The following is a 14,733-nucleotide window of genomic DNA, read 5'->3' as shown; positions in this document are numbered from 1 at the left end:
GCTTATCCCATTGTTTAATTTAGTGCTATAGGATTGAAAGTTAGTTTGAAGAGTGCGCCGGTAGTAAATTTAAATACTATCGACCCGGAAGATATAGGTGATGTATTGGCGAAAATTGAGTGTTCGTTCAATATTAAATTCGAGAGTGAGGATCTTAACCACGTAAAAACCTTCGGCGCACTATGCGACCTGGTTATTGGTAAAGTAAAGCAAGTACAAGCCGATAGCTGCACCACGCAGCAGGCTTTCTACAAGTTGCGTAACGCTATCAACGCCAAAAAAGAAGTTGACCGTTGCGATCTTAAACCAACCACAAAACTTTGTGAGCTTTTCCCGCGCGATAACCGTATTGAAGTAATTGCCGATGTGGAAGAAGAGATGGGTTTACACATGAATCTGTTGCGCCCTAAGCAAGGTATTGTATGGGCATTTGCCCTTTCATTACTGGTGTTTATCACGGTTAGCTTTGTTTACAGCATTGTAGGTTACGTAGGCATGGTAGCTTCAATTACAGGCTTGATACTTGCCGGTAAATTTGGCAAAGAGCTTAAGGTTAAAACGCTTGGCGACCTGTCTGAAAAAATTGCCCGCGAGCATTACCTTAAATGCCGCCGCGATGCACAAACCGTAAACCGTACCGAGATCATCGACAAAGTACGCGACCTGTTTGCCGATAACTTCCAGCTGGAGCCGGCAACCTTAACCAAACAAGCAAGATTCGCATAAGCAGATATACGGACAAAATAGAAAAGCGACGGAGTGATACTTCGTCGCTTTTTTGTTGGATAATGGTTTTATTCATTGCCGTTGGCTTCAGCAACGGATAACAAAGTCGAGTTTCTTCGGGCTTCAGCCCAAACTCTCTTGGTGGGTTTCGGCTAAAGCCAGTTTACTTTAACAATTCTCCGTTGGCTGAAGCCAACGGCAATGAGATCAGTCTGGCGTTTCATCCTCATACCCTATTTCCAGCAAAGTCTTCAAACTTTCCAGTGTATCCGCCTCTTCCTTAGGTTTATCATGCCGCCAGCGCAATATCCTCGGGAAACGTAAAGCTATCCCCGATTTATGTCTTGATGATTTATTGATACCCTCGAAACCTATCTCAAAAACCAGTTCGGGTTTTACGGTACGTACGGGGCCGAATTTCTCCAGCGTGTTGCGTTTAACAAAATAATCCACCTTGTTTATCTCGGCATCCGTTAAGCCTGAATAAGCTTTGGCAAAAGGCACTAACTTGTCGCCATCCCAAACGGCGAAGGTATAGTCGGTGTACAGGTCGGCACGGCGGCCGTGGCCTTTTTGGGCGTATACCATCACAGCATCAACGGATAATGGGTCTATCTTCCATTTCCACCAATCACCGCGGCGGCGGCCAACCTGGTAAGTGGCGCTTTTGCGTTTCAGCATAATGCCTTCAGCAATCATGGCGCGCGATTGTTCACGCTGCGTTTCCAATTCCTGCCAGGTATCAAATTCAATCAATGATGAGATCCTGAAAGTTTCCGGGTCGCTGGTTTGGCTTTGTAGTGTTTCCAGTATCTCCCGCCTTTCTGATTGTGTTTTGTGGCGGATATCCTCACCCTCATATTCCAGGCAATCATAAACGATGGTGGCCACGGGGCTTTCCGCCAATATCTTTTTGCTTAAGTTCTTCCTGCCGATGCGGGTTTGCAGCACATTAAAAGGCAGCGGTTTGCCGTTGCTGAAGCTGAGTATCTCTCCGTCGAGAACGGTACCATTCGGCAGGTCATAAAGGAAAGGATGCAGCTCAGGGAATTTCTCTGTAGCAAGATCTTCTCCCCTGCTCCAGATAAAGATCTCGCCATCGCGCTTGATCATCTGGGCACGGATGCCATCCCACTTCCACTCGGCCTGCCATTCTGTTGCATCACCAAGCGCCAAATGCAGGTCTTCAGCCGACTTTTGTTTCTCTGAGGTCTCTTGTATAGGATAAGCCAGAAAAAACGGATATGGGCGCGATATATCATCTGATGCAGTTTGCTCCTGCACCAGTTGCTCATAGGTATAATCTTCCGGCATCCATTTACCCATAATGCGATGGGTGAGAGCCGGAGCTTCAATTCCAGTAACATCAGCAAGGGCTTTTACTACTAAGTTCTGCGACACCCCAATGCGGAAACTCCCTGTCAACAATTTATTGAACACAAAGCGCTCCTGGCTATCCAGCATCGCCCACGAAGACATGAGCCATAGCTTCTTCTCTTCCTCGTTCTTATCGGCAAGGTTGTTTATCTCGGCTATCCATTCGGTAAGCGATTTACTGCTGCTGCTCTCGCTGGCCGGCATCAATAGCGACATAGTTTCAGCCAGGTCGCCGACCACATGGTAACTTTCCTCAAAAAGCCATTGCGGTATGTTAGATGCCTCTATGGCCCATGTACGGATCAGCGTAGCGTTGATCTGTCGTTTAGGTTTACGCCCGGTGAATAAGGCGAGCATGTGCATCTTATCGGTATCGGGTACGCTGGTGAAATAGTCCTTCAGCACCTTTACCTTCTCATTAGTTTTGTTGGTCTCGTCTAAAGCGAGGAATAAATTGGCGAAGGCTTTCATTTAGCGGCCTCCTTCAATTCGGGCGAGCGCTCATCTTTGGGCAGTTCGCTTATCTCCTCTTTCTCGTCTTTTTCGGTGACGGCATCATCCTCTTCCTCACCGCCATATAATGTATGCACCTCGCGGGCATTAAAACCTATCTCATTGAGGTATCGGGTAAATGTTGCGGTATAACCGTGGGTAAGATAAACACACTCACAATCAGTAGCGTCAATGGCGCTCACCAGTCCGTCCCAATCTGCATGGTCTGACATGACGAAACCGCGGTCGGCCGCCCTTCGGCGCTTAGCTCCGCGGATAGCCATCCAGCCGCTGCAATAACCAAAACTGTACGGGCCAAACTTGCGCATCCATGGGGTACCTACTGATGACGGCGGCGCAATGATGATGCCTTTTCGCACCGCTTCCTTTGATGATTCTGATGTGATGCGTTCGGTAGGGTTCAGTATTACCCCGTTACGGCGCAAGGCTTCGTTGGTATTCTCGATAACACCGTGGGTATAAACCTTGCCCAAGTTCAGGTCAAGGTTTTGCAGGATGCGTTGCGCCTTGCCTAATGAGTAACCCACTATTACAGTTGCTAACCCGTGTTCCAGGTTGCTTTTCCACCAGCCGTTCACATCTTCAAATATCTGCGACTGCGGTTTCCAGGTGTACACCGGCATCCCGAAGGTGCATTCTGATATAAAGTGATGGCATTTAACCGGCTCAAAGGGTGTGGAGATACCATCATCCTCAGTTTTGTAATCGCCGGATACCACCCAGACCACACCTTTATACTCCACCCGTATCTGAGCCGAGCCAATAACGTGGCCGGCAGGATACATAGAGATCTTTACACCGTTCTTCACGATGCTTTCGCCATACTCAATGGTTTGCAGGTTGATCTCGCCGAGGCGATACAGCAGCACCTCGCGCGACAGGTGGTGCGCCAGGTAGCGTTTGTGGCCCCAATAAGCATGATCGGCGTGGGCGTGGGTAATTACGGCATCGTCCACAGGTTTCCAGGGGTCAATGTAAAATTTGCCCTGTTGGCAGTAAATGCCGCGGTCTGTAAACTCAAGCAATGGTTTAGCCATAGTTTACAAATAACCTGCAGATGCTGAATAAGTTTTGATTGCTATGGGCAAGGCGATTTGATGATTGCAAATTCTTCGGAACGCACCATCGGTGCGTAAGGTCGGTAGAAAGACCAACATTTAAAAAAGTGCGTGCCGTAGGTACGCCACTTGCCTTGGGTTTCGCACCTGACGGAGCGATTGTTTGATAATGCGATATGCTACCGACCTTAAACTCCTACGGAGTTTGAACGAACCCAGACATTGCCCCATCGGGGCAAAAGGTCGGTAGAAAAATAAAATAGAAATTCCTGCGTGCCGTAGGTACGTAACCTCTCTTTGTTTCGCACCTGACGGAGCGATTGTTAGATAATACAATATGCTACCGGCCTTTAACTCCTACGAAGTTCGTGACAGGCTTCCTCTTAAAACAAAAAGGCTCAGCTAAGAGATAGCTGAGCCTTTTATCGGTTTATAATTGGTTGGTATCTTACAAGAAGCACAGGCTGCAGGCAAACATCACGTTTACCAGTAGTACTACGCTAAAAAAGTTCTTGTTATGGCGGCTTATAGTAGCCAGCTTCATGTTAAGCGATTTTAACATCCTGTTGTTAAGCAACACAAAATGGCTTAACAGCAAAAAGAACATTGCACCACCGGTAATTAATACCACTGTACCCATGTTTAAGGTAAGCAGCTGGCTTTTAAGCATTAATTTGGTTACCAGCATTACATTGGTTAGCACTACCACCAGCAAAAAGCTCACATTAAATAATGATTTAAACTGAGGTAAGCTGCCCTGACCAAAATTTTTGAAGCTCCATCTGTAAAACGCTACATAAATGGATTGATAGGCTTTTGTCATGATAGTAATGTTTAGAAAGTGAAACAATCTGTTAGTACTCAAAATACTGGTCGCCGTTGTCCCGCCAGCAACCAGTATTCAATTATACGGAAAAACATTTTATAATGATATAAAGTTTTGAATTTTTACATATTTCAAAATATTATATCCCACCAACGAGATTATCCGAACTAAATCGCCAAAACTATTGAAACTTTTGTGTTACTTTTTTACCGGTGGTTTCTCATCGGTTACGTAAGTTGCCAGCAAGTTAACTTCGGGATCTACATTAACATCAGCCGTTGCAGAGCTTGCCGGGAACGAGAAATTGACGCTTTTACTCTTTATCTCCGTTTTGTATAGTTTACCATCAACACTGCATTCAAACGTAAACGCATAGGGTTTTTCTTGTGCCTGGGTTAAATGTACCATAACCTGTTTGGTTTGTGGTTTATACTCCCAGTTAACCCTTAATATAGGGTGGCCATCTGTGCGCAGCCATTGGGTAAAAAAGGTTTTCAGGTCTTTGCCGCTCGCCGTTTCCATCACTACACGAAGGTTATCGGTTGTGGCATTGCCGCCGCTGTATTGTTTGTAGTAAGCTGCTATACCTTTCCAAAATGCATCATCGCCAATTTTGCGGCGAAGCATGTGCAGCACCCAACCGCCTTTTTTGTACGCATTAGGGCTAAGCAATTGCATCAACGGGCCTTTATATGCTGAATCAACCACAGGTGCGCGGTATTTCTTCTCAAAATCAAAGATCTGGTTACGCTCGGCGGCTAAACTTTTCTTCAGGGTATCCACACCGTATTTGCCTTCAAGATAAAGGTTGGTCATATAGGTGGCAAAGCCTTCGCTCAGCCAAACGTGCTGCCAGTTTTTCTCGCTTACGGCATCACCGAACCATTGGTGGGCAATCTCGTGCGCCATCAGCGCCTCAATCCCTTTTGATTTAACCGACTCTTCAAAATAGAAGATAGCACCGGCATTCTCCATACCGCCAAAAATGGTTTTAGATTGCACGTTGGCCAGCTTCTTATAAGGGAACGCCCCTATCCGTTTGCTGAACCAGGGCAATATCTCCGCAGCTACAGCATACGATTTAAAGCCTACCTCTTTATCTTCGGGGAATACATAAGTACTTATCGGCACATTATCAGGTGCCCCAACTTTATCAACCGCAAACTCCGCAACGCCTATCACCATCACTTTGGTAGGCAACTTAGCTGTCTCTTTCCATTGGGTTATTTTTTTGGCGCCGGGTAGTGGTTTCTCTAACACTTTTAAGCCGTTGGCTACAACGGTGTATTTTGATGGCGCTGTCACTACAAATTCAACCGATGCTTTGTCTGACGGATCATCAACGCAAGGCAGCCAGTTTTTGGCGCGGTTTGGCCAGTTATCGCCAAAGAAGGTACGGTGACCATAACGGTTGGCAGAGATGATCAACCCGTCAGACGGTATGCCTTTGTAAGTAATATTATAGGTATGCATTGTGCCTGTTGCTGCAACAGCATTAATGTAAAGTTTGCTGCTATCCTGGGTAAACTTCAGGGGCTTGCCGGCTTCGGTCACTTTAGAAACGGTCATACCTTTGCCGGCAGCATTTTTGCGCGCCAGGTCAAAAGTTACCTGTTTGGTAGTTTTGATAGCTTTTGCGGTTATGGATGCCCTTACCGATATCAGGTTACTGGCATCGGTAAGGGTTAGGGCGAAACGATAGTTCTGTACATCTACCGATTGACCCGGCTGCTGCGCAAAAGCCGGTGCGGCCAAAGCCAATGTTACTAAAAGTGATAGGGGTTTAAGCATTAGTGGTTCTCCTCTTTATCAAAAAATTCAACAGAAGTATTTGTTATGGGGGATGACTGGCCTACGCCAAAGTATTCTTCCAGTTCGGCCAAAGTTGATGAGTTGGTGGCGATATCTTTTATCACCACACCTTTTTCCATCAGCAGGATGCGCTCACAAACATCGGTAACGTGGTTAAGGTCATGACTGGATACTATGGTGGTTACACCTTTATTCTTGTTCTGGTCTTTCAGGATGTTCTTCAACCTAAACTGCGTGCTCGGGTCGATATTAGCAAAAGGCTCATCCAACATCAGTAGCTCAGGATTTTGCAGCAGGCAGCTGGCCACGCCAACCTTACACTGGTTACCTTTCGACAGGTCGCGGATGTACTTGCCTTTTTTGATGATCTCGCCGTTAAAAAACTCCGCAAGTGCGGTAATTTCCTCATCAACCTGCGCTTTGCTTTGCTGATGCAGGCCGCCTATGAAATACAGGTATTCTTCGGGTGTAAGATAATCTATCAGGAAACCTTCGTCGAGGTAAGCAGCGGTGTATTTTTTCCAGCTTTCGCCGCCTGCAACCACTTCTCCGTTTGATCTTACCTCGCCCGCTTCGGCACGGATCAGATCCAATATCATACGGAACAGTGTGGTTTTACCTGCGCCATTGTTACCCACCAAACCAATGCTTTCGCCTTTGTTTATTTGTAGTGCCGGTACATTTACAACGGTTATACCATTATAAACCTTTTTTAAATTCTTTATCTCGATCATGGCTATTTATTTCTGAAGCCTTCGGCTATTTTATATCGTTTATTAGTAAAATCTTTCTCCAATTGTGCGATCCAGAACTCGCGGGTAAAAATAAATATCAGCGACAGGATAGCCATCACGGCAAGGCCCATATCAGTATGGTGCAACAAATGGAAGGGCAAGTAAATAATGTACGGACAGATAAGCAGCGGAAACGATAGCAGCAACTGACTTGCCCCCACGCCTTCCCAGTTAAAAGAAGCTCCTTTGCTCAGATCGATACGTTTTTGATTAAAGTTGGCAAACCAAAGTACAATTGTAGTATTGATCCCTATATTCCACAAGTACATTACAAAGTGTATAATTACCACCCGCCAACCGAAATAAACATAGGGCAGCGTAAGGATAAACGCCACGGTTGATACGCCGGTAAACAGCAGGTATTTTGCCTTCAAAAAATCGCGGAATTTGATCTTGCTTACCAGTATGCCATCGAAATGCGCCGCCTGCCAGCTAAACATAAACTGCCCGTAGCTGATGATGAAAATACCGGTCATAAACATACCCACAAAAACCTTCATGCTTTCGCCGTAAGCTTTTTGTGTGTAGAAGATGAGCCCGTAAAACATAAAGAACAAACCCATAATGAGGGCACTGCGCGGGCGTTTATTGCGTAGGATGAGTTTGATCTCATTAGCTACCAAGTCGCCGATATGGCCAAACCGGCCAAGGAAAGGGATCTCGGTAGTGCTTTTGCGGTCTTCGGCTTTTTTGGAGCTAAGCTCTTCAAGGTAAAGGTTAGCCTTCAGATAATAAAAGTTCACAAAGAACATTATCACGGCCAATAAAACCGGTAATAAAACCAGTACAGGCGTTTTTATCAGGTTACCGAAAAACAGGTTTGATACCTTTTGAATAGAGTACAAATGCCATAAATAATCGCCGCAAACCAGTAGCGCTAAGGCCGCACCAACCACTAAAAAGATCCACCCGTTAATGTTTGAGCGGCGTTTGATGTATAAAGCAAGGTAATTGCTGAATATAGATATAGCTACAATAGATACCCAAACGGCGGCTGCCACCAATGCGCCATTCTCCGGCAGGATGATCTTGACGATGAACGGAGTAAATAATATAATAGGCGAAAGGTTAAAGAAAGAGAAGATAGCCGATAAAGCCAGATAACCTATAATAGTGTTGCGTTTTACAGGCAAATGCAAATAAGGCTGCACTTTTAAAGTGGGCAACTCCTGTAACTGCAAACGCGTTACCATATCAAATACAAAGTAAACCAGCAGGATGCCGCAAAAGGCAACCACCAGGTCATCGTTAGGGAAAACCCCTTCGAGCATTTTATCCAATAGCAGGCCTGCCCCAACAAATATGGCGGCCAGGTATAGCAGCATTAAGCCCAGGAAAATTTTAACGGCAATGCTTTTACCGGTATTTTTTGACCGCCAGAAAGATTTAAGCTCGTGACTAAAAAAGGTAGAGATCATGAGAGAGCGTGAAAAGGTAAGCGTACTATTACGGAGCTCAAGATACTAATAATTGTATCTGCTGCCCCATAATTTCTTTAAACGCTCTTTTGACTCGGCCTCGCGCGGATTGTTACCCGGTTCATAAATTTTAGTCCCGCGGATCTGTTCGGGCAGAAAATCAAGGTCGGCAAAGTTGCCTTCGTAGCTGTGGGCATACTTGTAGTTTTTGCCATAGCCAATGTTCTTCATCAGCTTGGTTGGGGCATTGCGCAGGTGCAGCGGCACGGGCAGGTCGCCGGTTTCGCGCACCAAACTCAAGGCTGCGCCGATAGCCGTAGTGGCCGAATTACTTTTGGCCGATGTTGCCAGGTAGATACAGGTTTGCGACAGGATCAGTTGCGACTCGGGCATACCGATAACCTGCACCGAATTAAAACAGCTTTGCGCCAGCAGCAGTGCGTTGGGGTTGGCATTACCTATATCCTCAGATGCCAGTATCAGCATACGGCGGGCAATAAACAGCGGGTCTTCGCCACCGGCAATCATCCGCGCCAGCCAGTAAACGGCACCGTTAGGGTCGCTGCCCCGCATGGATTTGATGAAGGCCGAGATAATGTCATAATGCTGCTCGCCGGCTTTATCGTAAAGCGCCATGTTCTGCTGCACATGCTCAAGCACTACATCATTGGTGAGTACTATCTTTTTGCTGTCGATAGCATTTACCAGCAGTTCAAATATATTGAGCAGTTTACGTGCGTCGCCGCCGCTTAAGCGTAACAGGGCTTCGTGTTCTTTTATGGTGATGTTGCGCTTGCTGAGCACCACATCTTCTTTCATGGCTTTGGTAAGCAGATCCAAAAGATCCTGCTCTTCCAAAGCTTTCAAAATGTACACCTGGCATCGCGATAGCAAAGCCGAGATCACTTCGAAAGAAGGATTTTCAGTTGTGGCACCAATCAGCGTAACAATACCCCGCTCCACTGCACCCAAAAGCGAATCCTGCTGCGATTTGGAGAAACGGTGGATCTCATCAATAAACAGCACCGGCAAAACCTCGCCCTGTTCTTTAAGGACTGATGCTTTTTCTATCACCTCGCGTACGTCTTTCACGCCCGAGTTGATAGCGCTCAGCGAAAAGAACGGCCGGTAAAGCGATTGCGAAATAATATAAGCCAGCGTGGTTTTACCCACACCCGGCGGCCCCCAGAAAATCATGGACGGCAACGAACCACTCTCAATAGCTTTGCGCAAAACTGCGCCTTTACCCACAAGGTGTTTCTGGCCCACATAATCATCAAGAGATGCGGGCCGCATGCGTTCGGCTAAAGGCGGCAGATTATTCATAATGGTAAAAATCAGAATAAGAAAATCGAAATCCTAAAAAAATTAGTAATTTAGTTCGGCCTAATCATTATGTATACAAATTATTTGAAAAAAACATACACAGTAACCCTGGTAGTGGCAGTATTATTAGTTATAACAATTTTAGGATCAATTGTGATAAGCCCTAAAATTTTGCATGTGCTTAATTTAATTAGCATGCTTTTGACTTTTATAGCTGCATGGTATTGGATAAGATCGCTCAAATATGGCCTCAACTTTAAAATTGGACTATGCCTGTTTATCATAGTGTGTGAATTTAATGTAGAAGTTATGCTGATGTTAGAAAAGTATAACCCGAGCTGGATGTATTAATTCGTGACAGAAATTTAACTTTTAACAACCCAATGCCCCAACAGTTTACTAAAGCCAATTACCATACCCTTTGCGATGAATTAGCCGCCTTGGATGCCGATTTTGCCTGGGTTATTGAGCAATACAGTTACCCACCGTTCTGGAGCAGGCCGAACACATTTGAGAGTTTGGTACACATCATTTTAGAGCAGCAGGTATCATTGGCTTCGGCTTTATCAGCCCTGAATAAATTGCGTGAGCGTGTTGGCGAGATCACTCCGGCCAAGGTGTTGCCGCTTACAGATGCGGAAATGCGCGAGTGTTATTGCAGCCGGCAAAAAACCGCCTACATAAAATACCTGGCAGAGGCTATTATTGCTGGTCAGATAAACCTTGCTGCTTTTGAACAGATGGAAGATGCCGATATCCGCAGCCAGCTAACAGCCCTCAAAGGCATTGGCAACTGGACGGTGGATGTATATGTGATGTTTGCCCTGCAGCACACAGATGTACTGCCTATTGGCGACCTTGCCATTGTTAATGCCATCAAACTGCTGAAAAGCCTGCCGAAGGACACTCCTCGTGAGGAACTGATAGCCATCGGCGAAACATGGAAACCCTATAGAACCATTGCCAGTATGCTGCTATGGCATTTTTATTTGCAAAGCCGTAAGCCAAAAAGCAAAGGGTGATTATTTTTGTGTCAGTATACTATCACAAGGCCATTTTCGTTTAAGGTTGATTGAAACTTTTTGCTGCCGGAGCCGGTATAAGGTAATATAGTTTCTTAAGTCTTAAAAAAGATTAAGTGTTGAGTTGAGTACTGCGTTGTGTTTAAGCTATTGTAAATCAGAAAACTAATTTTTAAGTTTGTTTACGGTTAATTATTTACCATCCCCCCTTTAAAAAATTTAAATGAGATATTTTTTACTATTAGTTATGCTTGCGGCTTTTAACCTTACTGCATCTGCGCAGTGGTATAAGCTCGATTTTAAAAAGCATGTAAGATATCCACAGGTTGCTGCGGCAAAATACAATGCTTTGAAAAGGGAGATGGCTACCTATCCGTTGCCAACAACAAAAAAAATTGCCCCTGTACCACCTATGATCAGCCAGCTTGAACTGGAAGCAGGCGAGCGTATCATTATGCGTGCAGCACAACACTTTATGCGCTTTCGCCAGTATGGCGAGGCCAGCTACCGTTTTAGCGAGTTGGCGCAGCTGTATGCAAAAGCCAACCGCCTGTCTGAAGCTAAATGGTATTACCTGCAAAGCAACAATATATCGCGCCAGCAAAACGATTACCCACATACCATCAGTAACCTTATTTGCCTTGCGCTGATAAAAGCCGATCTTGGCGATCTGTCTCAAGCCCATCAGGATCTTACCGAGGCCCGGGATATGGCCCGCAGTACAGGCCGTGCCCAGGATCTGAAATTGTGCGAGGAAAAGTTAAAATTTATCCAAACCAACAAAACCTGGTTGCCAAAATCAGAGCTTAGGTATGCTGATGCCGCCGAGGTTACCGCAAAATCTAAATAACTTATTGGCATTGTAACATTTCGGTAAAATGCAAGTCGTATAAAAAAACAAAGCAAACATTATTGTACTATTGTTTATTCAATATATTCGGGACGGCTATTATAGCTGTCTCTTTTTTTATAACGGTATTTAAAAACAGGCACAAGTATTGATGTTTAACCAAGGTCCCGATCTTAATAGTGTAAAAGATATGTTCAAGAAATTATATTTAATGCTGGTTTTAGCGGCCGCTCTTGCCTGCAACGCGTCTCCATCAAAACCTGTGTACAAGCCATTAGGCCCCAATGATCTTAAACCAGATGAGCAGCAAAGTGTGGTTTTAAGCTACGTAGCTAAGCTTATTACCGATTATAACTACAAAAAAGTACCGCTTAATGATTCGGTATCAAGCGTAATTTTTGACCGTTATGTAAAAAAACTTGATGAGAATCACAATTACCTTACCCAAGGCGACATCAAAAATTTTGAGCAGTTCCGTAATATTCTTGATGACGACATTAAAGCCGGAAACCTGAACAGTGTGTTCTACATATTCAACATTTTCCAGAAACGTTACAACGAGTATGTAAACTTCTCTGTTGCTGAACTAAACAAAAATTTCGATTTCACAAAGAACGAAAGTTATACCTATGACCGCGACAGCCTGCCATGGGCAAAATCTGATGCTGAACTGCATGAGCTTTGGGCAAAACGGGTAAAATACGATCTGCTCAACCTTAAGCTTACCGGCAAAGAACTGGCTGCAAACAAAGAAACTTTAAAGAAACGCTATACCAATATTCTGTCGCAATCAAATAAGCTTTCAAACCAGGACGTTTTCCAGGCGTTTATGGATGCTTTTACTGAAGCTATAGACCCGCACACCAATTACTTTAATCCGTCAAACGCGGCCAATTTCAATATCGATATGTCGCGTTCACTGGAAGGCATCGGCGCATCACTTTTGAGCGAGAACGAGTACGTTACCATCAAAAACGTAACACCCGGTGGCCCTGCAGATAAAAGCAAACTGGTAAATGCCGATGACCGCATTGTTGCCGTTGCACAAGGTAAAACCGGTGAATGGCAGGACATTGTGGGCTGGAGAATTGATAATGCTATTGCGCTTATCCGCGGCCCCAAAGGCACTACAGTAAGGCTGCAATTATTAGCAAAAAGCGCCCCGGCTACTGCTAAACCAAGAGTTATTGAACTGGTACGCGAAAAGATCATCCTTAAAGATATTTCGGCTAAGAAAGATATCCGCACGTATGATAGCAATGGTAAAAAAGTAAGGATCGGTGTGATATCTATCCCTGCCTTCTATCTTGATTTTGCCGATTACAAAGCTGGTAACCCTAACTATAAAAGCACCACACGCGATGTAAAGCTGATATTAGACAGCCTTAAAAAAGAGAATGTTGAAGGTGTGGTTATTGACCTTCGCCAAAACGGTGGCGGCTCATTAATGGAAGCTATTGAATTAACAGGTTTATTTATTAAAACCGGCCCTGTAGTACAGGTACGCGATGCCCGTAACCAGATAGAGGTTGATAAAGATGAGGACGAAGATATTACCTACAGCGGCCCTTTAGCTGTGGTAGTAGATAGGTTTAGCGCATCGGCATCAGAAATTTTCTCAGGTGCTATACAGGATTACGGTCGTGGATTAATTGTGGGCACACAAACCTATGGTAAGGGTTCGGTTCAAAACGCTATCGATCTGGATAAAGTGATCACTCCAAGCCTTAAAGATAAATTGATGGCATTGGCTAAACCAAAAACTGTTGCTACCGGCAGCCAGAACAAATTTGGCCAGCTGAACCTTACTATTGCTAAGTTCTACCGCATCAGCGGCAACTCAACCCAACACAAAGGTGTGATACCTGACGTTCAGTTCCCGTCAATTATTCCGTTGGATAAATATGGAGAGGATACCGAGCCATCGGCAATGCCGTTTGATGTGATCGCGAAAACACCGTTTACATCAGTTGGTAATTTTGCTACGGTAATACCACAACTACGCAAACTGCATGATGAGCGCATGAACGCCAGCCAAAGCTATAAGTATTTGCTTGAGGATATCCAGGAATCTAAAAAGCAAGAAGCCGAAAAAAGCATCACCCTTAATGAAGCTGAATTGAAAAAACAACGCGATACCGATGAGCAAAAAGCATTTGACCGTAACAACCTGCGCCGCGTAGCATTAGGCTTACGCCCGCTTAAAAAGGGTGAGGCCAAACCTAAAAACGAAGACCTCGACTTCCTGCAAAAAGAAGCAGGCCAGATCTTGACAGATTACATTACGCTTGGCAATAAAACAGCAGCGGTTAATCCATAATGTTTTAATAAAACTTATTGCATAAAAAAGGGCGCTACATGTAGCGCCCTTTTTGTTTATATAATTGAAGGCAAGTAGCCTGTTTAAGCCATCACCACATCATACTTGCGGGCAACGTTATTCATTACCTCGTAGTTTTGCCCAAATACTTTTACAGACTGGCTTAAGTCTTTCAAAAAATGCTCGTGCCCTCCCGGGGTAAGTGTTATCAGCAATTTGCCGGTAACCGTACCTACATTCTTAAAGTTGTGCATAGTTCCCTTCGGGATAAAGATGTTACAGCCCTTTTCGGCAAGGTATTGCTCGCCATTGGCACTGATCATAAACTTGCCCTCGTTGACCAGTATCACCTTATCCTCGCGGTTACAGGTGTATGTGGGTGAGCCTGCGCCAACGTTCACTTCATCTTCAATTATGGTAAGCTTGCCGCCGCTACACTCCGTACTTAATATCACCGTCATGCGTATCCCCGGCATCTCTATATTTTCAGCCGCATCGGGCTGTTTAAAATTCACAGTAGTTTTCATCGCAATAAATGTTAGATGTATATATGACGGGAGCCTTATCAAAAGTGTTACATGTACACTAATAAATTTATACGTGTTTAAACGGGTAAAAGCAACACTAACAGTGCCTAACCAGAAAAAAGGAATTTGAAAGATATCTTGAAAAAACACTATCTTCCGTTCTA

Annotated in this window: 12 protein-coding genes; 4 read left to right on the top strand and 8 right to left on the bottom strand. The window is 44.8% G+C overall.

The genetic code is table 11. The features are described 5' to 3' along the window. Positions 1-33 precede the first annotated feature (33 nt). On the top strand, positions 34-726 hold the full coding sequence (locus D0C36_RS15415; protein ID WP_147322004.1) for a hypothetical protein: 693 nt from the start codon (positions 34-36) through the stop codon (positions 724-726). Between the two features lie 207 nt (positions 727-933). Here the strand turns inward: D0C36_RS15415 and D0C36_RS15410 are convergent, their stop codons facing one another. The 7 genes from D0C36_RS15410 to D0C36_RS15380 form a co-directional block, all read right to left on the bottom strand. After that, complete coding sequence (locus D0C36_RS15410) at positions 934-2,574, bottom strand: ATP-dependent DNA ligase (protein WP_117392492.1); 1,641 nt, start codon at positions 2,572-2,574, stop codon at positions 934-936. Beyond that, positions 2,571-3,653 carry a ligase-associated DNA damage response exonuclease gene (locus D0C36_RS15405; RefSeq protein ID WP_117392491.1) on the bottom strand — a complete coding sequence of 361 codons (1,083 nt, stop codon included), beginning with the start codon at positions 3,651-3,653 and terminating at the stop codon, positions 2,571-2,573. The genes D0C36_RS15410 and D0C36_RS15405 overlap by 4 nt, the downstream gene beginning before the upstream one ends. Before the next feature lie 469 nt (positions 3,654-4,122). Beyond that, entirely contained in the window at positions 4,123-4,497 is a 375-nt protein-coding gene (locus D0C36_RS15400) for a hypothetical protein (RefSeq protein ID WP_117392490.1), read from the bottom strand. A gap of 201 nt (positions 4,498-4,698) precedes the next feature. Then, positions 4,699-6,291 carry a M1 family metallopeptidase gene (locus D0C36_RS15395; protein ID WP_117392489.1) on the bottom strand — a complete coding sequence of 531 codons (1,593 nt, stop codon included), beginning with the start codon at positions 6,289-6,291 and terminating at the stop codon, positions 4,699-4,701. After that, positions 6,291-7,046, bottom strand: coding sequence for an ABC transporter ATP-binding protein (locus D0C36_RS15390; protein ID WP_117392488.1), 756 nt, complete (start codon positions 7,044-7,046; stop codon positions 6,291-6,293). The genes D0C36_RS15395 and D0C36_RS15390 overlap by 1 nt, the downstream gene beginning before the upstream one ends. Before the next feature lie 2 nt (positions 7,047-7,048). Continuing rightward, on the bottom strand, positions 7,049-8,524 hold the full coding sequence (locus tag D0C36_RS15385) for a DUF5687 family protein (RefSeq protein WP_117392487.1): 1,476 nt from the start codon (positions 8,522-8,524) through the stop codon (positions 7,049-7,051). 45 nt (positions 8,525-8,569) lie between these two features. Then, positions 8,570-9,850 carry a replication-associated recombination protein A gene (locus tag D0C36_RS15380; RefSeq protein ID WP_117392486.1) on the bottom strand — a complete coding sequence of 427 codons (1,281 nt, stop codon included), beginning with the start codon at positions 9,848-9,850 and terminating at the stop codon, positions 8,570-8,572. Between the two features lie 383 nt (positions 9,851-10,233). On the opposite strand from D0C36_RS15380, the gene D0C36_RS15370 reads away from it, so the two are divergent. The 3 genes from D0C36_RS15370 (at position 10,234) to D0C36_RS15360 (ending at position 14,042) form a co-directional block, all read left to right on the top strand. Next, positions 10,234-10,872, top strand: coding sequence for a DNA-3-methyladenine glycosylase family protein (locus D0C36_RS15370; RefSeq protein WP_117392484.1), 639 nt, complete (start codon positions 10,234-10,236; stop codon positions 10,870-10,872). Between the two features lie 223 nt (positions 10,873-11,095). Further along, positions 11,096-11,722: a hypothetical protein gene (locus tag D0C36_RS15365; protein ID WP_147322003.1), complete on the top strand. Its 627-nt coding sequence runs from the start codon at positions 11,096-11,098 to the stop codon at positions 11,720-11,722. A 190-nt stretch (positions 11,723-11,912) separates the two neighbouring features. Then, on the top strand, positions 11,913-14,042 hold the full coding sequence (locus D0C36_RS15360) for a carboxy terminal-processing peptidase (RefSeq protein ID WP_117392783.1): 2,130 nt from the start codon (positions 11,913-11,915) through the stop codon (positions 14,040-14,042). 83 nt (positions 14,043-14,125) lie between these two features. Here the strand turns inward: D0C36_RS15360 and D0C36_RS15355 are convergent, their stop codons facing one another. After that, on the bottom strand, positions 14,126-14,569 hold the full coding sequence (locus tag D0C36_RS15355) for a cupin domain-containing protein (RefSeq protein WP_117392482.1): 444 nt from the start codon (positions 14,567-14,569) through the stop codon (positions 14,126-14,128). Positions 14,570-14,733 lie beyond the last annotated feature (164 nt).

Origin of the sequence: Mucilaginibacter conchicola, assembly GCF_003432115.1 — a bacterium.
In the GTDB taxonomy this organism is placed as follows: domain Bacteria; phylum Bacteroidota; class Bacteroidia; order Sphingobacteriales; family Sphingobacteriaceae; genus Mucilaginibacter; species Mucilaginibacter conchicola.
The sequence above is the reverse complement of the archived record's forward strand: the minus strand, read 5'-3'. Positions and strand labels throughout refer to the sequence as shown.

Coding starts and splice junctions, on each gene's coding strand:
- D0C36_RS15410 (WP_117392492.1), bottom strand. CDS start 2,574: ATGAAAGCCTTCGCCAATTTATTCCTCGCTTTAGACGAGACCAACAAA.
- D0C36_RS15405 (WP_117392491.1), bottom strand. CDS start 3,653: ATGGCTAAACCATTGCTTGAGTTTACAGACCGCGGCATTTACTGCCAA.
- D0C36_RS15400 (WP_117392490.1), bottom strand. CDS start 4,497: ATGACAAAAGCCTATCAATCCATTTATGTAGCGTTTTACAGATGGAGC.
- D0C36_RS15395 (WP_117392489.1), bottom strand. CDS start 6,291: ATGCTTAAACCCCTATCACTTTTAGTAACATTGGCTTTGGCCGCACCG.
- D0C36_RS15390 (WP_117392488.1), bottom strand. CDS start 7,046: ATGATCGAGATAAAGAATTTAAAAAAGGTTTATAATGGTATAACCGTT.
- D0C36_RS15385 (WP_117392487.1), bottom strand. CDS start 8,524: ATGATCTCTACCTTTTTTAGTCACGAGCTTAAATCTTTCTGGCGGTCA.
- D0C36_RS15380 (WP_117392486.1), bottom strand. CDS start 9,850: ATGAATAATCTGCCGCCTTTAGCCGAACGCATGCGGCCCGCATCTCTT.
- D0C36_RS15370 (WP_117392484.1), top strand. CDS start 10,234: ATGCCCCAACAGTTTACTAAAGCCAATTACCATACCCTTTGCGATGAA.
- D0C36_RS15365 (WP_147322003.1), top strand. CDS start 11,096: ATGAGATATTTTTTACTATTAGTTATGCTTGCGGCTTTTAACCTTACT.
- D0C36_RS15360 (WP_117392783.1), top strand. CDS start 11,913: ATGTTCAAGAAATTATATTTAATGCTGGTTTTAGCGGCCGCTCTTGCC.
- D0C36_RS15355 (WP_117392482.1), bottom strand. CDS start 14,569: ATGAAAACTACTGTGAATTTTAAACAGCCCGATGCGGCTGAAAATATA.